Below are 18,812 nucleotides of genomic sequence, written 5' to 3'. Positions count from 1 at the left end.
GGGGCCAGGCCTACGCGTGGAGCGCGGTGTTGAGCTGGATGCCCTCGCCCTTGCGCTGCAGCGCCTCGACGGCGCCGCTGACGCTGTTGCGGCGGAACAGGACGTTCGGGGTACCGGACAGCTCGGCGGCCTTGACGGTCTTCGGCGTGCCGTCCGGGTTCGGTGCGGCGCCGACCAGGACGACCTTCGTGCCGGCTGTGACGTACAGGCCGGCCTCGATGACGGAGTCGTCGCCGAGGGAGATGCCGAGGCCCGCGTTCGCACCGAGCAGCGCGCGCTCGCCCAGGGAGACCCGGTGCGTGCCGCCGCCGGAGAGCGTGCCCATGATGGACGCCCCGCCGCCGATGTCGGTGCCGTTGCCGACGACGACGCCCTGCGAGACACGGCCCTCGATCATGGCGTCGCCGAGGGTGCCGGCGTTGAAGTTCACGAAGCCCTCGTGCATGACGGTCGTGCCCGGCGCCAGGTGCGCCCCGAGACGGACGCGGTTGGCGTCACCGATGCGGACGCGGTCCGGCACGACGTAGTCGACCAGACGGGGGAACTTGTCGATGGCGTGCACGGCGATGCCCGCGCGCTGCAGCGACGGGCGCAGGCGGGTCAGGGACTCCGGGTGGACCGGCCCCGCGTTCGTCCACGCGACGATCGGGAGGTACCCGAAGACACCGTCGAGGTTGATGGTGTTCGGACGCACGTGCAGGTGGCTCAGCAGGTGCAGACGCAGGTACGCGTCCTCGGTGCTGGTCGGGGCGGCGTCGATGGTGACCTCGGTGGTGACGGCCTCGATCCGGACCTCGCGGCGGGTGTCGTCGCCGACGTGCGCCTGCAGTGCTGCCGGGAACACCGCGTTGGTCGGCAGCGGGCCGAGGTGGGTCTCCGGGTACCAGGTGTCGAGCGTCGTGCCGTCGGCGGCGATCGTCGCGAGGCCGTGGCCCCAGGCGTGCGTCGGGCGGTCGGCGGTGGCGGTCGGGTCGGTGGCAGCGGTCGTGTCGGTCACCGCACCAGGGTACCGACGCACTGGACGGGAGCACCGGACCGACCGGACGGACGCTGCGGAACCGCACCGTGCCTCCCGGCCGCCGTGCCGTGGGCCAGCGCGACGGGAGCGACGGCAGATAAGGTGACCGCATGCCGGAGCAGCTCGACCTCACCGCCTCGTCCATCGACATCACCCGTGCCATCTGCGACATCGAATCGGTGTCGGGGAACGAGCAGGCCCTCGCTGACGCGATCGAGGCGGTGCTCGCACCGCTGCCGCACCTCGAGGTGATCCGGGACGGCGACGCGATCGTCGCCCGCACGAACCTCGGCCGCGACCGCCGCGTCGTGATCGCCGGGCACATCGACACCGTGCCGCTCAACGACAACCTGCCGACCGAGTTCCGCACCGCCGAGGACGGCACCGAGATCCTCTGGGGTCGCGGCACCGTCGACATGAAGGCCGGCTGCGCGGTGCAGCTCAAGCTCGCGTACGACCTCGTCGAGCCCTCGGTCGACGTCACGTGGGTCTGGTACGACCACGAAGAGGTCAGCGACCTGCTGAACGGCCTCGGTCGTCTCGCCCGGACCCGCCCGGAACTGCTGGCCGCCGACTTCGCCATCCTGGGGGAGCCGTCCGGCGCGCAGATCGAGGGTGGCTGCAACGGCAACCTCCGCGCCGAGATCCGCACGTTCGGCAAGCGCTCGCACAGCGCCCGCAGCTGGATCGGCGACAACGCGATCCACAAGACGGCACCGATCCTCGCCACGCTGGCCGCCTACGAGCCCCGCACCGTCACGGTCGACGGGCTCGAGTACCGCGAGGGCCTCAACGCCGTCGGGATCAGCGGCGGCATCGCGGGCAACATCATCCCGGACGAGGCGATGGTGCACGTGAACTACCGCTTCGCGCCGTCGCGTTCGGCCGACGAGGCCGTGGCGCACATCCGCGAACTCTTCGACGGCTACGACGTGACCATCGTCGACCTCGCCGCCGGTGCCCGCCCCGGCCTCGACGCCCCGCTCGCGCAGGACTTCGTGTCGGCGGTCGGTGGCCCGGAGCCCCGCCCGAAGTACGGCTGGACCGACGTCGCCCGCTTCTCGGCGCTCGGGGTGCCCGCGGTCAACTACGGACCCGGCGAACCCGTCTTCGCCCACCACGACGACGAGCAGGTCCCGGTCGCGCAGATCACCGCGGTCGAGGCCGGCCTCCGTCGGTGGCTGACGGCCTGACGACGGCCGGGGCCACCCGGCCGACCCCTGCACGCACCCGTTGGCGCGCCCGCTACCGGGTCGTGCCGTGGTGGGTCCGCATCACGGTCGTCTACGTGCTCGCCCGGTTCGTCACCGGACTGATGATGCAGGCCTTCGCGAGCGTGCAGGCGGCGAACTCGTTCACCGTCCAGCACCCGGCGTACCTGTCGTTCGCGTCCATCTGGGACGGCGCCTGGTACCGCGTCATCGCGACCGGCGGCTACCCGTCGACCCTGCCCGTGGACGCCGCGGGGCACGTGACCGAGAACGCGTGGGCGTTCATGCCCGCGTACCCGTTCCTGGTGCGCGGCCTGATGCTGCTCACCGGAGCGTCGTTCGAGTTCGTCGCGGTGGCGGTCTCGCTGCTCGCCGGACTCGGCGCTGCGCTCGTGTTCCGTCGCCTGGTGGGGCGCTTCCTCGACCCGGCGCGGGCGACCTTCGCCACGGTGCTGTTCTGCGTCGCGCCCGTGTCGGCGATGTTCCAGGTGGCCTACGCCGAGTCGATGGGGCTGTTCCTGCTGCTCGTCGCGCTGCTGCTCATGGTCGACCGGCGGTGGTGGACGATGCTGCCCGTCGTGCTGCTGCTCGGGATGACCCGGCCGACCGGGCTCGCCTTCGCGCTGCTCGTCGTGCTGTTCGTCGGCGCCTGGGCGATCCGGCCCGCGTGGGTGCGGTCGTCGGAACCGCTCACCCTGCGCCGCCTCGTGCCGCCCGCCGTGGTCGCGGTCGTGTCCGGACTGGTCGGCCTGGCGTGGCCGGCGATCGCCTGGGCCGTCACCGGGGTGCCCAAGGCGTACACCGACACCGAGCTCGCCTGGCGGTCGTCCTACGTCGGGTGGCAGGAGCTCGTGCCGTTCGCGCCGTGGATCCAGGGCTTCGGGTGGTGGTTCCACCAGCCCGCCGGCGGGGTCCTGCTGGCCGTCGTGGTCGTCGGATTCGTGGCGTTCGTCTGCATGCCCGCAGCCCGGGTGCTCGGGATCGAGCTGCGCCTCTGGGGCATCGCCTACGTCGTGTACCTGCTCGCCGTGTTCTTCCCGCAGTCGAGCACCTGGCGGATCCTGGTGCCGATCGCGCCGCTGCTCGGCATCGTGGCGCTGCCGCGGTCCCGCGTGTACCGGGTGGCCGTCGTGGTGGCGTTCGTCGGGCTGCAGTGGGTCTGGCTGTACTACTGCTGGTGGATCAACGGCTACGACTGGACCCCGCCGTGATCGGCACGGCGCTCACGGGCCTGGGCGCGGGCCAGGAGCCGTGCGGCGGGACCGCTCCGCTCGCGCTTCGGCACCGTCGCTGACATCGGCTCCGGGTCACCCGGCCGCCAGTTCGCCGCCGCCACGACCATCGCGTTGACGGTGGCGATGAACGGCACTGCGAAGAACGCGCCGACGACACCCGCGATCGTCGTGCCCGCGGTCACCCCGAGGACGACTCCGAGCGGGTGGACCTTGACGGCCGTACCGGTCAGGAACGGGTGCAGGACGTGGCTCTCGAGCTGCTGCACGACGACCACGATGCCGAGCATCACGAGCGCCGGCACCCAGCCGTTGAAGACCAGGGCGATGAGCACCGCGACCGCACCGGCGACGATCGCCCCGACGACGGGGACGAACGCGCCGAAGAAGACGATGACGCCGATCGGGATCGCCAGCGGGATCTGCAGGGCGAGCGCTCCGATGGTCACGCCGAGGGCATCGGTGACGGCGACGACCAGCTGGACGCGGATGAAGCTCGTCAGGGTCTTCCAGCCGGCGTGCCCGGCGACGTCGATGCGAGCACGTGCCCGGCGCGGGAAGAGCCGGACGACCCACCCCCAGATGCGCGGGCCGTCGATGAGCACGAACAGCGTCGTGAACACGATGATGAACAGCCCCTCGAGCACGTGCACGGCGCCGGTGCCGGCGGCCTGGAACCCGGACAGGATCGTCGAGGCGTGCTCCTGCAGGTAGTCGAAGCCGTTCGACACCCACGAGTCGACGTCCTTCGCTGTGATCCCGAACGGCTCGCTGTCGAGCAGGGTCCGCAGGGACTGCACGCTGTGGTGGAGCCGGCGTTCGAGCGACGGCAGGTCGGACCGCACCTGCTCGGTGACGAGCAGCGCCAGCCCACCGAGTGCCAGCACCAGCGCCACGAGGCTCGACAGTACCGCCGTCCACTTCGGCCACCGGTGCCGCTGCAGGAACGACGACATCGGCATGAGGAGCGCGCAGACCAGCAGCGCGATGAGGAACGGCACCACGATGTCCTGCAGCAGCACGACCAGCGCCACCAGGACGGCGAGGCCGGCACCGACGACGAGGATGCGCCAGGTGAACGCCGCGCCGATCCGCAGGCCAGCGGGCACTGCGTCGTCGGACCTGCCGGTCGGCTCGGACCGCTCGGGACGTCCGCTGGGGGACTGACGGCGCATGGAGCGGATGTTCGGCATCCGCCAAGGTTACGAACGGAACCCGCGAAGAACCGCCGATCCGACACCCCCAACCTGGGCGGTTTCGCAGTTGCCCCATCAATACGAGATAATGAGCGGGCATGTACTGCACGAAAGGGGACATCTGATGGCAGCCATGAAGCCGAGGACCGGTGACGGGCCGATGGAGGCTGTTAAGGAGGGTCGACTCATCATCGTGCGGGTTCCGCTCGAAGGAGGAGGCCGCCTGGTCGTCTCGGTCAACGATGCCGAGGCCAAGGAACTCCATGACGCACTCGCTGAGGTCGTCTCGGCCTAGTAGTCGAAAGCACCAGAACGACGGGTCCGGAGCGTGTACGCGCCGGGCCCGTCGTCTGCGTCCGGGGCGCCGCGCCGTCGGCGTGCGCGCCCGTCGCGCTGTCGGTCGGGTCCGGCAGGATGGCCTCGTGCCGAGGACCCACATGCCGATCCGCCGCGTCGAGGAGTACCGCGACCCGGACCCGATGCCGCGGGACGTCTGGCCGGCGACGCTGCCCCCGGTGCGGCAGCTGCTCGACGAGGGGCTCGACCTCGACCCGGTGACGGTGTTCGTCGGTGACAACGGTGTCGGCAAGTCCACCTTGATCGAGGCGATCGCGCTCCGGTTCGGCATGTCACCAGAGGGCGGCTCCACCCTGGCGAACCACTCGACGCGTCCGTCCGAGTCGTCGCTGTGGCAGCACATCGTCCTCCGCCGTGACTTCGGTGCGCCCCGCGGTGGGTTCTTCCTGCGTGCCGAGACCATGCACGGCTTCTTCACCTACCTCGAGGACCACCCCAACCACTCCCGCCCCGAGCCGGTGTTCCACGAGCGCAGCCACGGTGAGTCGTTCCTCGACTTCGTCATCGACCGCGCGCAGTGGCCGGGGCTCTGGATCCTCGACGAACCGGAGTCGGCGCTGTCCTTCTCCGGGTGCCTGACGCTCATCGCGTTGCTGCGGTCGATCGTCGACAGCGGGGTCGGGCAGGTCGTGCTCTCGACGCACTCACCGGTCCTGGCGGCGTTCCCCGGCGCGACGATCCACGAGGTCGGCGAGTGGGGGTTCCGGCGCACCGAGTGGGAGGACCTCGACCTGGTGCGCAACCAGCGGTCGTTCCTCGAGTCCCCGGAGCGGTACCTGCGGCACCTCGAGTGACCGGTGGGGACGGCTGCTACGCGGTGACCTTCGTCAACTGCAGCAGCCCGTCACCAGCCGGCGAGAGCGCACTGCGCACCGCCCCCGACGTCGACACCTCGGTGAGCAGCAGCCGGAAGTCGGTCGTCGCCCGGTCGCGCTTGACCGGGTCGGCCACGCGTCCGCGCCACAGCGCGTGCGGCACCAGGACGGTCCCGCCGAGGCGCGCGAGCCGCAGCCCGTGCTCGACGTACTCGATGACGTGCTCGGGGTCGGCATCGACCAGGACGACGTCGTACGACGCCTCGTTCATCCGGGGGAGCACCTGGTTCGCGCGGCCCGGGATGAGCCGGATCCGAGCGGGGGCGGTGCCGGCGCTGATGTAGGCGTCGCGGGCGAACTGCTGGTGGTCGACCTCCACGTCGATCGTGGTCAGGGTCGCGTCCGGCGCGCCGCCGAGCAGGTACAGCCCGGAGACTCCCAGGCCCGTCCCGATCTCGATGATGCTCGTGGCTCGGGAGGCTGCGGCGATGACGCCGATCTGCGCGCCGATCGCGGGCGAGATCGCCTCGACACCGAGCTCCAGGGAGTGCTCACGAGCGCGGGCGATCGCCTCGGACTCCGAGACGATGTCCTCGGCGAACTTCCAGTTCGACTCTTTCTCTGACACGCACACTCCGTTCGGTTGACAACTCTAGGGGTGCATCGGAGCCGTACGGGTTAGGCTCGCTCACGTGAACATCCCGCTCGACAAGATCCTGATCATCGGGATCATTGCCGTGCTCTTGCTCGGGCCGCAGCGCCTGCCGATGTACGCCCAGAAGTTGGCCGAGTTCGTGAAGGCCGTCCGCCGGTTCGCCGACACCGCGAAGGAGCGGATGCGCGACGAGATGGGCCCGGAGTTCGACGACATCGAGTGGCAGAAGCTCGACCCGCGACAGTACGACCCCCGCCGGATCATCCGCGATGCGCTCCTCGACTCCGGCAGCGCCAGCAGCGCCGCCGCGGTCCAGACCGCGCAGGTGACCGCCTCCAAGGTGCGCGCGACGGCTCCCGTCGTGCCGCTGGCCGCGGGAGAAGCGCCACCGTTCGACGCGGAAGCGACCTGACGCCCGTCACGTGACCACGAGACGGACGGGAGGCCCGGTGCCAGCTGGCACCGGGCCTCCCGTCTTCGGTGTGGTGACGACTACTTCAGGTCGGCGAGGAAGCGATCCGTCCAGGCGAGTGCCGGTGCGCTCGGGACGGAGCTGCAGGTGGACGACGCCGTCGTCGAGGCGCAGGGCGTGTCCCGGTCGAGCGACCAGTAGTGGATCCCGGCGAGGCCGTTCGCCTTCGCGTAGGCGGACAGGGTGTCGACGTCGGCGAGGGTGAAGACCTCGTCGGTGGTGTCGTTGACGCCGATCATCGGGGTGACCTCGATCTTCGACGACGCGATGCCGTACGTGTGCTGCAGGTTCGTGACGGCCTGGATCGAGGACTTGCCCATCTGGCAGGTGGAGCCGGAGAGCACGCAGTTCGCCGTGGTCGCGCGGCCGAAGTCCATCGTCATGAGGTTGATCGTGTAGTTCGTCAGGGTCGACGCCTTGATCGCCTTCACGGTGGCGTCGCCGGTGCTGTTCAGCCCGCCGTACGAGCCGTCGCTGGCGGCCAGGGTCGCGAGCGTGAACGAGAAGCGCATGCCCGGGTACTTCGCCTGGGCGAGGGCTGCGGCGCTCACGAGGTTCTGCACGTCGGCGGCCGACTGACCGCTCTCGATGTCGAAGTCGACGCCGATCATGTGCGGGGTCGCGTACCGGGCGATGAACGACTGCAGTGCGGTGCCCGAGCACTTGAACGAACCGGCGGCTCCACCGGTGCTGACGATGTAGTCCACCCCGGCGGCGTCGAGCTTCGGGATGTTGGCGTTCGCGAAGGCATCCGCCGCGACGCCACCCCAGTTCTCGCTGCCACACGTGCCGGTCGCGAAGGCGAGGGTGATCGCCTTGAGGCCGGGCTCCCGGGTCGACACCAGGCTGTTGCTCGAGCCGACCACCGGGATCCGCGTCCCGGTGACCGCGGTGTTCATGACGTTCGTGTTCCAGTCGAGGTTCACGGTGATGTCCTTGTACGGGCTGAACACCAGTCCGCTGGCCGTGCCGCCGCTCCCGCCCGTGCCGGGGGTCGTCGTCCCCCCGCCGGGAGGAGTGGTCCCGCCGCCCGTGCCCGTGCCCGTGCCCGTGCCGGAGCAGGCGCCGGTCGACGTCCACGGCTGGCCGCTGCCCGTCGCCCCGGCGTGCGTCGCGGGGTCGTCGCCCTGCGTCCACCAGTTCGCGGTGTAGTTCGATCCGTTCTCGCTGACGGTGGCACCGCCGGAGTACGCGGTGCCGGCGGTCCACGCGGTCGCGCACGACGGTGTCGCGGCGATGGCCGGTGCTGCGGCGAGGGATCCGCCGGCGATCACTGCGGCGACGGTGGCCACGAGGCCGATCCGTACTCGGGTGTTCTGGTTCACACGGTTCTCCTGTCCTCGGCCGGACGTCGTCGTTCGGCGGGTGGAGCCCAGGCGGTCACATTCCGCAAGGGCATTGTGCAATGCCCTTGCATAATGCTCCGGGGTGGAACGACCTGTCCATGAACGAACGTACAGGCGCGCGCCGAGCGGATGGCAGGCGCCCGTCGTCAGTCGCGGGTGGCGACGATCGTGTACGTCAGGGGGACCCGGTCGCGATCAGCGTCGGGCCACGCCCACGAGCCGTCACCGGTGTCCTCCATGCGGGGACTGAAGCGCCAGGGCAGGGTGCGCCCCTCGTCCAGGCGGCGGAGTCGGAGTCCGGCGCCGAGCAGCGCGTTCACGATCTCGGACAGCGGATGCGGCCATTCGAACGTGCGGGTGTTCGCCACGGTGCCGTCGCCGGCGTAGGTGCCGGCGTCGTCCCACTGCTGCGCGGTGCCGTCCGGGAAGTACCGGTACCGGGTGACGAGCTCGTCGGCGGTCTCGTCGAGGCCGTAGAGCGCGGGGTGGCCGTCGCGGATGAAGAACACCCCGCCCGGGCGCAGCAAGCCGGCGACCTGTGCGGCCCAGCGGTCGAGGTCGGGGAGCCAGCAGATCGTGCCGATGCTCGTGTAGACGACGTCGAAGTCGCCGGAGACGGCAGCGCGGGCGTCGAGCACGTCGGTCTCCACCCAGGTGACGTCGATGCCGAGCCGCGTCGCGAGGCCGGCGGCGGAGGCGAGCGCCGCGGGGGAGAAGTCGACGCCGGTGAGCCGGGCTCCCTCGCGGGCGAGCGACACGGTGTCGGTGCCGATGTGGCACTGCAGGTGGCAGACGTCGAGGCCGGCGAGCGAGCCGTCCGGCAGCCACGGCGTCAGGGCCGGCAGGTCGTCGCGCACGACGTCCGAGCGGTGCGCCGGGTCGGACAGCTCGTCGACGGCGTAGGCGCCCTCGTGGATCGGCACCCGGTCGTCCCAGTTCGCCCGGTTCGTGTCGCGGGCGCGGTCCCAGTCGACGCTGACGTGATCCATGCTCATGCTGACGAGCCTAGGACAGCGACAGACCCAGCTTCCGTCCGGCCAGTCCGCGCCCCATCGTCGTGATGCCGTCGGCGATCGCGGCGAGGGCGACTGCCGCGGGGTCCTCCGGCGCGCCGAGCACGACCGGCAGGCCGGTGTCCCCGCCCTCACGGAGCGGCACGGACAGCGGCACGCTGCCGAGCACCGGCACGGGGGCGTCCTGCCCGCGGGACAGCCGTGCGGCGGTCTCGGCGCCACCGCCCTCGCCGAACAGGTGCAGGACCGAGCCGTCGGGCTGCACGAGCCCGGCCATGTTCTCGATGACCCCGATCACCCGCTGGCCCGTCTGGCGTGCGACGATCCCGCTGCGCTCGGCGACGTCGGCCGCGGCGGCCTGGGGCGTGGTGACGACGAGGACCTCGGCGTGCGGGAGGAGCTGGCCGACCGAGATCGCGACGTCGCCGGTACCGGGCGGCAGGTCGAGCAGGAGCACGTCCAGGTCGCCGAAGAACACGTCGGTCAGGAACTGGTTCACGGTGCGGTGCAGCATCGGGCCACGCCAGGACACCGCGGTGGAGGCGTCGTCGACGAACATCCCGATCGACACGACCTTCACGTCGTGGGCGACGGGCGGCAGGATCATGCTGTCCACCCGGGTCGGACGCGGCGCGACGCCGTGCTCGTCGGTCAGGCCCATCAGCCCGGGGATGCTGAAGCCGTGCACGTCGACGTCGACGATCCCGACCCGCAGGCCCCGGCGGGCGAGCGCGACGGCGAGGTTGGCGGTGACCGTCGACTTGCCGACACCACCCTTGCCGCTCGTGACGGCGATCACCCGGGTGAGCGAGTCCGCCGTGAACTGGATGCCGTTCGGCCGGCCGGCCCGCAGGCGTTCGGTCAGCGCGGCACGCGTCGCGGGGGCCATCACCGACACGTCGACGTCGACCGACGACACCCCGTCCACGGAACCGGCGGCGACGCGCACGTCGCGCTCGATGGTGTCGGCGGCGGGGCACCCCACGATCGTGAGCTGCAGGTCGACGCGCACCGCGCCTCCCGGCTGCACGTCGACACCACGGATCATGTCGAGTTCCGTGACGGGCCGACGGATCTCGGGGTCGATCACGCGGCCGAGCGCGGCGAGGACCGCCGTGCCCAGCTGCTCGTCGGCGGGAGCCGCGTCAGCCACGGGTGGAGCTGCCGGGCTCGCTCGCGTAGCCGGCGTCGTCGGCGTCGCGCCGGTCGAGTTCCTCGAGCAGCGACCGCAACTCGGCACGGATGAAGTCCTTCGACGCCATGTCGCGCATCGCCAGCCGGAGCGCGACGACCTCGCGCGCCAGGTACTCGGTGTCCGCCAGGTTGCGCTCCGCACGCTGCCGGTCCTGTTCGAACTGCACGCGGTCGCGGTCGTCCTGCCGGTTCTGCGCGAGCAGGATGAGCGGGGCGGCGTACGAGGCCTGCAGCGACAGCACCAGGGTCAGCGCGGTGAAGCCGATCGCGGCGGAGTCGAACTGCCACGGCTTCGGCGCGAGGGTGTTGTAACCCATCCAGACCACACAGAACAGGGTGAGGCCGATGAGGAACCACGGCGTGCCCATGCCCCGTGCGATGCCCTCGGTCGCGCGACCGAACGTGTCACCGCGTCCGCCACGACGGCGGGTCGGGAGCACGCGCGTGCGCATGCCCTTGGGGGAGTCGAGGCGGACGTCGGAGCGCTCGCGATCACGACGGTTCTCATCCGTTCGGGCCACGGGTGGTCCTCCTTCCCGTCGTCACGGGTGTCTTGCGCGGGCGTTGGCGTGGAAGCGGTGAGGGTTCCCCCTCGCCCTGACTTCGCCAGTCGTCCGGCAGGACGTGGTCGAGGACATCGTCGATCGTCACCACCCCGACGAGGCGGTGGGCGTCGTCGACCACGGGGACGGACAGCAGGTTGTAGGTCGCCATCACGCGGGTGACCTCGGCGGCGCTCGCGTCGACCCGGACCGGCTCGGTCTGCTGGTCGATGAGCGTGCCGAGCCGTTCGTTCGGCGGGTAGCGGAGCATGCGCTGGAAGTGCACCAGCCCGAGGAACCGACCGGTCGGCGGCTCGTACGGCGGCAGCGTGACGCACACCGCGGCGCCGAGCACCGGGGCGAGGTCGTGTCGGCGGACGAGTGCGAGCCCCTCGGCGACGGTCGCGTCGGCGGAGACGATGACGGGCTCGGTGGTCATCAGACCACCGGCGGTGTCCGGCTCGTACTCCAGGAGCATGCGGACGTCCTGCGCCTCCTCCGGCTCCATGAGCTGCAGGAGCGCCTCGCTCCGTTCGTCGGAGAACTGCGCGAGCACGTCGGCGGCGTCGTCCGGCTGCATCTGGTCGAGGACGTCGGCCGCGCGGGAGTCCTCGAGCCGCGACAGGATCTCGACGCGCTCCTGGTCGGGCATCTCCTCGAGCACGTCGGCCAGCCGGTCGTCGGGGAGCTCCTCGGCGACCTCGAACCGGCGTTCCTCCGGCAGGTCGAGCAGCGTGCTCGCCAGGTCGGCGGGCACCAGGTCGGAGTACGCGGCGATGACGTGCTCGGCGGACTGGGCCTCGCCGGGGAGCTCGTCCTCAGTGACCTCGTTCCACGTCGCGAACGTCGTCGGGCCCTTGCCGAACGGCGACGGGGTGGTCTTCGGCTTGCGGAGGAAGAGCTGTGCGACCTCCCAGTCGCCCTGCCCGCGGTCCTCGATCGCGACGTCCTCGATGGTGGCGCGGATGCGCTGGTTCTTGATGAGCACCTTGCGACCGAGCATCTCGGCGATCACCCGGACCTCGCCGCCGCGCTGCTCGAAGCGGCGCATGTTGACGAGCCCGGTGGTGATGACCTGGCCGGCACCGATCGAGGTGATGCGGCCGACGCTGACGAAGATGCGGCGCTTGCCCGGCACCTCGACGATCAACCCCACGACGTGCGGGGGATCGGCCCGGCGGTAGACCACCAGGACGTCCCGGACCTTGCCCACGCGGTCGCCCGCGGGGTCGAAGACGGAGCACCCGGCGAGGCGGGCGACGAAGACCTTCGTGGCGCTCACCCGACCCAGCGTAGTCGGTTGCGTGCTGGCGCTTCCCCGGCGGTGCACGTGCGATTGCAAGGTGCGCGGTGAATGATGGCTGTGTGAGCAATCAGAGTCCCTTCGCCGGCAGGACCGCCCAGGCCTTCCCGACGCTGCCCAAGGGCGACGTCCTCGGCACGTACGACAGCTACCCCGATGCGCAGCGCGTCGTGGCGAAGCTCGCCGACGCCGACTTCCCGGTCAACCAGCTCTCGATCGTGGGCAACGACCTGAAGACCGTCGAGCGCGTCACCGGCAAGATGACCTACGGCCGTGCGGCGATCGCCGGAGCCCTGTCCGGTCTCTGGCTCGGCATCTTCTTCGGCATCGTGCTCACCCTTTTCTCGCCGAGCTCCGGTGGCCTGATCCTCGCCGCCGCGATCATCGGCGCCGCGTTCGGCATGCTCTACGGCATCGTCTCGTTCGCGATCACCAAGCGACAGCGCGACTTCACGAGCGTCCACCAGGTGCTCGCCACGAACTACCAGATCGTCGTCAACCCGCAGCTGACCGGTCAGGCGCAGCGGATCCTGGGTGAGCACGGTGCGACGCCGTCCACGCACTGGAACGAGCAGCCCCAGCAGGGCGCTCCCGGCGCACCGGTGCAGGGACAGCAGCCGTGGCGTCCCGCCCCGCCGCAGCAGCAGTCGCCGTACGGCGGACACGCCACACCCCACCAGCAGCCAGGAGGCCCGCAGCAGCCCGGCACGTCGGCTCCCGACGGTCAGACGGATGCGCCCACGGCGTCGGGTGCGTCGAGCGCGCCGCGGTACGGCACGAACGACGGGCCCCGGTACGGCGAGAACGCCGACCCGTCGGCCGCCGCCCCCGCCGACCGACCCACCTCGGGAGGGCCGGCGATCCCCGAGCGTCGTCCGCAGGACCCGCCGCAGTACGGCGAGCGGGTGCCCGGTGCGACGCCGCCGGCACCGTCGTCTTCGTCGACCCCGTCGTCCCCGAAGGGCGACGAGCGCGCCTGACGCCTGCAGGGTCGGTGGGCCCTGGCTCGATGCGCTCGGGTTACAGCACCTTCGAGTAGCAGATCGACAGCGGGGCGCCGACGTACGGGCCGAAGTTGGCGATGCGCGTGAAGCCCTCGCGCTCGTAGAACCCGACGGCGCGCTTCTGCTCGTTCCCCGTCTCGAGCACGAGCGCCGGTGACCCGAGGTCCAGCGCGGCCTCTTCGAGCCGACGCAGCAGCGCGGCTGCCACACCCGAGCCGCGGGACTCCGGCCGGACGTACATGCGCTTGATCTCGGTGATGCCGTCGTCGACGACCCGCAGTCCGCCGCACGCCAGCGGAGTGCCGGCCTCGTCGCGCGCCAGGAAGAACACCGCGATGGAGTCCGCCGTCGGCTTCTCGCCGGGTTCGGTGTCGCCGCCGTAGGCACGGTCGATCTCCAGGCGCTGCGCGGCTCGGAGTCGCTGCGCGTCGGGGGAGTCGAAGTGCTCGACCTCGATCGAGAACTGCGGCGTGCGGGAGTCGGTGGAGGCGTCGGGCGTCGTCACCCGCTCAGGCTAGCGGCCGGAGCGGGCGATCCACCCCTCCACTTCCGAGGGGGTCCGGGGGATGCCGATCGACAGGTTCTCGGCCCCGTCCTCGGTGACCAGGATGTCGTCCTCGATCCGGACGCCGATGCCGCGGAACTCCTCGGGCACGGTCAGGTCGTCCTGCTGGAAGTACAGACCGGGCTCGATCGTGAACACCATGCCGGGCTGCACGACGCCGTCGATGTACATCTCGCGACGGGCCTTCGCGCAGTCGTGCACGTCGAGGCCGAGGTGGTGGCTCGTGCCGTGCACCATGTAGCGGCGGTGGAACTGGTTGTCCGGCTCGAGCGACTCTTCCGCCGAGACGGGCAGGAAGCCCCACTCGGCGGTCTTGCGGGCGATGACCTCCATCGCGGTGGCGTGCACCTGGCGGAACGTGATGCCCGGCTTGACGATGGCGAACGCGGCGTCTGCTGCCTCGAGCACGGCGTCGTAGACCATGCGCTGCACGGGGGAGAACGTGCCGCTGACCGGCAGCGTGCGGGTGATGTCGGCCGTGTAGAACGAGTCGACCTCGACCCCGGCGTCGATGAGGATCAGGTCACCCGGCTGCACGGCGCCGTCGTTCCGGGTCCAGTGCAGGATGCAGGCGTGGTGGCCCGAGGCGGCGATCGTGTCGTAGCCGACCGTGTTGCCGTCTGCACGAGCCCGGCGGTTGAAGGTGCCCTCGACGATGCGCTCGCCCCGCTGGTGTGCCAGGACGGCGTCGAAGTCGGCGATCACGTCGTCGAAGCCGTGCTTCGTCGCGTCGACGGCCTTGCGGAGCTCGCCCACCTCGTACGCGTCCTTCACCAGGCGCTGCTCGGACAGGTCGCGGGCGAGGACGTCGTCGGTCGCCGGTGCGTCGTCGGTCTCCGGCGCGCCGCCGACGGCGCTGCCGAGTCGTGCGTCGAGGGTGCGGGTCAGGTCGTCGTCGGCCTCGCGCACGAGCAGCGCCGAGGCGTCGAGCCCGTCGGCGACGTCCGAGAAGGCACCGAGGTCGGCCGTGGCCAGCCCGAGGTCGGCGGCGACGGCGTCGAGCGAGGGACGCGGGCCGACCCAGAACTCGCCGATCTCGGGGTTCGCGTAGAACTCTTCCGACTCACGACCGGCCGTGGCACGGAAGTAGAGCGTGGCGTCGTGCCCGGAGCCGTTCGGCGTCATCACGAGGACGGAGCCGACGACGGTGTCGGTGCCCCACCCGGTCAGGTGCGCGAACGTGGAGTGCGGGCGGAAGGGGTAGTCGCAGTCGTTCGAGCGGACCTTGGCCTGTCCGGCGGGGACGACGATCGTGCGGCCCGGGTGCAGCTCGGAGATGCGGGCCCGACGCTCGGCAGCGAAGGCGGCCTGCTCGCGGGGCTCGGGGATCGTCTGCTCGCGGTCGGCCCACTGCGACCCGATGAAGTCCTTGAAGGTCGAGGACCCGGGGGTCGTGGATCGGTTGCTCGTCGCGCGGGGAGTCGTGTCGGCCATGCCCCCATCATCGCACCGCGCTGCACCGGCGTCCTGTGCAGCCCCTCACCTGTGGATAGCATTGTCGACGTGCCCGACCCGTTCATCGACCTGCACGCGCACTCGAGTGTCTCCGACGGCACCGAGCGACCCGCGGAGCTCGTCCGAGCGGCCGCGGCCGCCGGCCTGGACGCCGTCGCGCTGACCGACCACGACACGACCGCCGGCTGGGCCGACGCGTCCGGGTCCGCACGCGAGCTGCCGTTGACGCTCCTGCCGGGTCTCGAGCTCAGCACGCGCATCGGCTTCCGCAGCGTGCACGTCCTCGGCTACCTGGTCGATCCACACGACCCGGGCCTGGTCGAGGAGACGGACCGCATCCGCTCCGGCCGCCTCTCCCGCGCGCACCGCATGGTCGACCGCATCGGCGAGGACCACCCGATCACCTGGGCCGACGTCCTGGCGCAGGCGAGCCCCGGGGCCACCATCGGCCGCCCGCACATCGCCGACGCGCTCGTCGCGCGGGGCCTCGAGTCCGACCGGAGCGCGGCGTTCCGCGGCATCCTGCACCCGGCGTCCGGCTACTACGAACCGCACGAGGCGCCGTCGCCCCTGCGCGGCGTCGAACTCATCCGACAGGCGGGTGGTGTGCCGGTCATCGCGCACCCGGCAGCCTCGTCGCGGGGGATCGTCATCGACGAGCCGATGCTCCGCGACCTCGTCGACGCCGGGCTCGGCGGGCTCGAGGTCGACCACCGCGAGAACCTGGCGCACGGCAAGCGCACCCTGCTCGACTGGGCGTCGCGCTACGGCCTGTTCGTCACCGGTTCGAGCGACTACCACGGCACGGGCAAGCCGAACCGGCTCGGCGAGCACCGGACGGCTCGGGTCGCGTTCGACGCCATCCTGTCCGAGGCCACCGGGAGCGCCCCCGTGGTCGGCCCCGGTGCGCGCCTGTCCTGACCCGAGGCTCGTCCCCACCGAAGCGACAGTTCTCGCTCGGCGCGGCCCGACCCCTCCGCGAAAGCGACAGATTCCCGCCGACAGTTCGCGGCAATCTGTCGCTTTCGCGGGGGCAGTCGGCAGGTGGGGACGACGAAGGGCCCGTCGCGTCAGCGACGGACCCTTCGGTCTGGAGGCGCTACTCGCCGTCCGACGAACCCTGCGGTGCCGAGGCGGTCGCCGAGGCATCGCCGGTGCCGGCTCCGCGACGGCGGCGACGGCGGCGACGCTTCGCGGCGCCGTCGGTGGTCCCGCCCTCGGTGGCCGACGTGTCGTCGGTGGGCGCGGAGGTCGGAGCCGCGGACTCGGTGGCGGGAGCCTGCGAGGCGGGCTGCTCCGAGCCTCCTGACCGGGTGCGGCTGCGCGACCGCGAACGCGACGCGTCACGCGGACCGGACGCCGGACGGTCACTGCTGCGCTTCTCGGCGGGGGCACCGGCCGACGCGGCGTGCGACGAGGCACCGGGCAGACGGCCCTTGGTGCCCTTCGGGATGTCGAGTTCCTCGAACAGGTGCGGCGACGACGAGTAGGTCTCGACGGGCTCGGGGATGCCGAACTCGAGGGCCTTGTCGATCAGCGTCCACTTGTGCAGGTCGTCCCAGTCGACGAACGTGACCGCGATGCCGGTCTTGCCGGCACGGCCGGTACGACCGGCGCGGTGCAGGTAGGTGTCCGGGTCGTCCGGGATCGTGTGGTTGATGACGTGCGTGACGTCGTCCACGTCGATGCCGCGGGCGGCGACGTCGGTGGCGATGAGCACGTCGCGCTTGCCGGCCTTGAAGGCGGCCATCGCGCGCTCGCGCTGCTCCTGGTTGAGGTCACCGTGCACCGCTGCGGCGTTGAACCCGCGGTCCTTGAGCTCCTCGACCAGCTTCGCCGCCGCACGCTTGGTGCGGGTGAAGATCACGGTCTTGCCGCGGCCCTCGGCCTGGAGGATGCGGGCGATGACCTCGTCCTTGTCCAGGGAGTGCGCGCGGTAGATGAGGTGCTTGATGTTGGCCTGCATGAGGCCCTCGTCCGGGTCGGTCGCCCGGATGTGCACCGGACGGCTCATGAACCGGCGGGCGAGGGCCACGATCGGCGCGGGCATCGTGGCCGAGAACAGCATCGTGTGCCGCACCTCGGGGATGGCCTGGAAGATGCGCTCGATGTCCGACAGGAAGCCCAGGTCGAGCATGCGGTCGGCCTCGTCGAGGACGACTTCCTGCACGTGGGACAGGTCGAGGAGTCGCTGGCGCTGCAGGTCGATGAGGCGCCCGGGCGTGCCGACGACGATCTGGGCGCCGGCCTTGAGCTGCTCGATCTGGCCCTCGTACGCCTTGCCGCCGTAGATCGCCGCGACGGTGGTCGGGCGGTTCGAGGTGGCGACCTCGAGGTCCTCGGTCACCTGGACCGCGAGTTCGCGGGTCGGGACGACGACGAGGGCCTTGACGCCGGGCGCCGGGTCGGCGCCGAGGCGCTGGATGAGGGGGAGGCCGAACCCGAAGGTCTTGCCGGTACCGGTCTTGGCCTGGCCGATGATGTCCTGGCCGGTGAGGGCGAGCGGGATCGTCTGCTGCTGGATCGGGAAGGGCTCGAGGATGCCCTTGCCCGCGAGCGCGTCGACGATGTCCTGCTCGATGGAGAGGTCTGCGAAAGTCAAAGAATCACCTTAGTTCTGGTGGAAGTCCGGGCCAGTCTACCGATGGGCGGGTGGAGCGGGGCGCGAGGCGGTTCCCGCTATGCTCTCCGGGTGGTGTCGTGGTGGAACCGGAAGCGCGCGGCGCAGCTCGCAGCAGCGTGGCTCGCGTCGCGGAACCCGCGCAACGCAAGCCAGGTCAAGCGTCTGGCGCTCGACGACGTCACCCCTGAGCTCGACGTCTACCTGGGCCAGGCCGCGTACCTGCAGCTCTCCGTCTACGAGACGATGGGTCGTGCCGGTGCCTCGGCGCCGACGCTGTCCGGTCGCCTGGTGACCGGTGTGCTCGCGACGACGGCGCTCGACCGGCACCGCACGATCGTCGCCGAGATCGAACGCAACGGGTCGGACCCGGCGGAACTGATGGCGCCGCACCGCGAGGCGATCGACCGGTTCCTCGAGCGCACGAGCGGCGCCGACTGGTACGAGTCGATGCTGACCGGCTACGTCACGGCCGGCATCCTGAACGACCTGTTCGGCAACCTGCTGCGGTCGCTGCCGAACGACGTGCGGCAGCGGTTGCGCTCCGTGTTCGACGCGCGTGAGGAACCCGCGGTCGTCGAGGAACTGACCGCCCGGATCGAGGACGACCCCGAGGTCGGCTCGCGCCTGGCGATGTGGGGTCGGCGTCTGGTCGGCGACACCCTGCTCGTGGCGCGGTCGGCGCTGGCGTCGCACGCGCGCGAGGACCAGGAGCGGCTCGAGCCGGTCTGGACCGAACTGATCGCGGCGCACACCCGTCGGATGGACGCGCTCGGCCTGACGGCCTAGGTGTAGTTCCCCGGGACGTTGTGAA

19 protein-coding genes are annotated in these 18,812 nt (G+C 71.2%); 8 read left to right on the top strand and 11 right to left on the bottom strand.

Going from position 1 to position 18,812, the window contains the following annotated elements; translation table 11 throughout:
- Positions 1-10: 10 nt before the first annotated feature.
- Entirely contained in the window at positions 11-997 is a 987-nt protein-coding gene (dapD, locus tag EDF53_RS13925; RefSeq protein WP_123294104.1) for a 2,3,4,5-tetrahydropyridine-2,6-dicarboxylate N-succinyltransferase, read from the bottom strand.
- A gap of 131 nt (positions 998-1,128) precedes the next feature.
- Here dapD and dapE point away from each other — a divergent pair, with 131 nt between their 5' ends.
- Both dapE and EDF53_RS13915 read left to right on the top strand, forming a co-directional pair.
- Entirely contained in the window at positions 1,129-2,211 is a 1,083-nt protein-coding gene (gene dapE, locus EDF53_RS13920; protein ID WP_123294103.1) for a succinyl-diaminopimelate desuccinylase, read from the top strand.
- Positions 2,196-3,440 (top strand): hypothetical protein, encoded by a 1,245-nt coding sequence (locus tag EDF53_RS13915; protein WP_123294102.1) that lies wholly within the window; start codon positions 2,196-2,198, stop codon positions 3,438-3,440. Before dapE ends, EDF53_RS13915 begins: the two co-directional genes overlap by 16 nt.
- On the opposite strand, the gene EDF53_RS13910 is transcribed toward EDF53_RS13915, so the two are convergent.
- Positions 3,419-4,654 carry an AI-2E family transporter gene (locus EDF53_RS13910; RefSeq protein ID WP_260215731.1) on the bottom strand — a complete coding sequence of 412 codons (1,236 nt, stop codon included), beginning with the start codon at positions 4,652-4,654 and terminating at the stop codon, positions 3,419-3,421. The two genes, EDF53_RS13915 and EDF53_RS13910, sit on opposite strands and share 22 nt — an antisense overlap.
- Positions 4,655-4,781: 127 nt before the next feature.
- On the opposite strand from EDF53_RS13910, the gene EDF53_RS13905 reads away from it, so the two are divergent.
- Entirely contained in the window at positions 4,782-4,952 is a 171-nt protein-coding gene (locus tag EDF53_RS13905; protein WP_017887054.1) for a DUF3117 domain-containing protein, read from the top strand.
- Between the two features lie 127 nt (positions 4,953-5,079).
- Positions 5,080-5,808 (top strand): AAA family ATPase, encoded by a 729-nt coding sequence (locus EDF53_RS13900; protein WP_123294101.1) that lies wholly within the window; start codon positions 5,080-5,082, stop codon positions 5,806-5,808.
- A gap of 16 nt (positions 5,809-5,824) precedes the next feature.
- Here EDF53_RS13900 and EDF53_RS13895 read toward each other — a convergent pair whose 3' ends face one another.
- Positions 5,825-6,457, bottom strand: a complete 633-nt coding sequence (locus tag EDF53_RS13895) for an O-methyltransferase (protein WP_123294100.1) — start codon at positions 6,455-6,457, stop codon at positions 5,825-5,827.
- A gap of 64 nt (positions 6,458-6,521) precedes the next feature.
- On the opposite strand from EDF53_RS13895, the gene EDF53_RS13890 reads away from it, so the two are divergent.
- The gene (locus EDF53_RS13890) at positions 6,522-6,896 is read left to right on the top strand and encodes a twin-arginine translocase TatA/TatE family subunit (RefSeq protein WP_111084987.1); all 375 of its coding nucleotides are present in this window, start codon (positions 6,522-6,524) and stop codon (positions 6,894-6,896) included.
- A gap of 80 nt (positions 6,897-6,976) precedes the next feature.
- Here the strand turns inward: EDF53_RS13890 and EDF53_RS13885 are convergent, their stop codons facing one another.
- From EDF53_RS13885 to EDF53_RS13865, 5 genes are all read right to left on the bottom strand, one after another.
- The gene (locus tag EDF53_RS13885; protein ID WP_173169501.1) at positions 6,977-8,281 is read right to left on the bottom strand and encodes a carbohydrate-binding protein; all 1,305 of its coding nucleotides are present in this window, start codon (positions 8,279-8,281) and stop codon (positions 6,977-6,979) included.
- 167 nt (positions 8,282-8,448) lie between these two features.
- Positions 8,449-9,297 (bottom strand): bifunctional 2-polyprenyl-6-hydroxyphenol methylase/3-demethylubiquinol 3-O-methyltransferase UbiG, encoded by an 849-nt coding sequence (locus EDF53_RS13880; RefSeq protein ID WP_123294098.1) that lies wholly within the window; start codon positions 9,295-9,297, stop codon positions 8,449-8,451.
- 10 nt (positions 9,298-9,307) lie between these two features.
- The gene (locus EDF53_RS13875) at positions 9,308-10,468 is read right to left on the bottom strand and encodes an Mrp/NBP35 family ATP-binding protein (protein WP_123294097.1); all 1,161 of its coding nucleotides are present in this window, start codon (positions 10,466-10,468) and stop codon (positions 9,308-9,310) included.
- Positions 10,461-10,961: a DUF1003 domain-containing protein gene (locus tag EDF53_RS13870; RefSeq protein WP_123294206.1), complete on the bottom strand. Its 501-nt coding sequence runs from the start codon at positions 10,959-10,961 to the stop codon at positions 10,461-10,463. Before EDF53_RS13870 ends, EDF53_RS13875 begins: the two co-directional genes overlap by 8 nt.
- 52 nt (positions 10,962-11,013) lie before the next feature.
- Positions 11,014-12,333, bottom strand: coding sequence for a magnesium transporter MgtE N-terminal domain-containing protein (locus tag EDF53_RS13865; protein WP_111084991.1), 1,320 nt, complete (start codon positions 12,331-12,333; stop codon positions 11,014-11,016).
- An 83-nt stretch (positions 12,334-12,416) separates the two neighbouring features.
- Here EDF53_RS13865 and EDF53_RS13860 point away from each other — a divergent pair, with 83 nt between their 5' ends.
- On the top strand, positions 12,417-13,334 hold the full coding sequence (locus tag EDF53_RS13860) for a general stress protein (RefSeq protein ID WP_123294096.1): 918 nt from the start codon (positions 12,417-12,419) through the stop codon (positions 13,332-13,334).
- A gap of 40 nt (positions 13,335-13,374) precedes the next feature.
- Here the strand turns inward: EDF53_RS13860 and EDF53_RS13855 are convergent, their stop codons facing one another.
- Together EDF53_RS13855 and EDF53_RS13850 are read right to left on the bottom strand one after the other, a co-directional pair.
- A complete protein-coding gene (locus EDF53_RS13855) occupies positions 13,375-13,863 on the bottom strand; it encodes a GNAT family N-acetyltransferase (protein ID WP_123294095.1) in 489 nt (162 codons plus the stop codon).
- A gap of 9 nt (positions 13,864-13,872) precedes the next feature.
- Positions 13,873-15,357 carry an aminopeptidase P family protein gene (locus tag EDF53_RS13850; protein WP_123294094.1) on the bottom strand — a complete coding sequence of 495 codons (1,485 nt, stop codon included), beginning with the start codon at positions 15,355-15,357 and terminating at the stop codon, positions 13,873-13,875.
- 69 nt (positions 15,358-15,426) lie between these two features.
- Between EDF53_RS13850 and EDF53_RS13845 the strand changes: the two genes are divergently transcribed.
- Complete coding sequence (locus EDF53_RS13845) at positions 15,427-16,299, top strand: PHP domain-containing protein (RefSeq protein WP_123294093.1); 873 nt, start codon at positions 15,427-15,429, stop codon at positions 16,297-16,299.
- 178 nt (positions 16,300-16,477) lie between these two features.
- Here EDF53_RS13845 and EDF53_RS13840 read toward each other — a convergent pair whose 3' ends face one another.
- Positions 16,478-17,980 (bottom strand): DEAD/DEAH box helicase, encoded by a 1,503-nt coding sequence (locus tag EDF53_RS13840; protein WP_123294092.1) that lies wholly within the window; start codon positions 17,978-17,980, stop codon positions 16,478-16,480.
- A 90-nt stretch (positions 17,981-18,070) separates the two neighbouring features.
- Here EDF53_RS13840 and EDF53_RS13835 point away from each other — a divergent pair, with 90 nt between their 5' ends.
- The gene (locus EDF53_RS13835) at positions 18,071-18,787 is read left to right on the top strand and encodes a ferritin-like fold-containing protein (protein ID WP_235035842.1); all 717 of its coding nucleotides are present in this window, start codon (positions 18,071-18,073) and stop codon (positions 18,785-18,787) included.
- Positions 18,788-18,812 lie beyond the last annotated feature (25 nt).

It is taken from the genome of Curtobacterium sp. PhB78, from assembly GCF_003751685.1.
In the GTDB taxonomy this organism is placed as follows: Bacteria; Actinomycetota; Actinomycetes; order Actinomycetales; family Microbacteriaceae; genus Curtobacterium.
The sequence above is the reverse complement of the archived record's forward strand: the minus strand, read 5'-3'. Positions and strand labels throughout refer to the sequence as shown.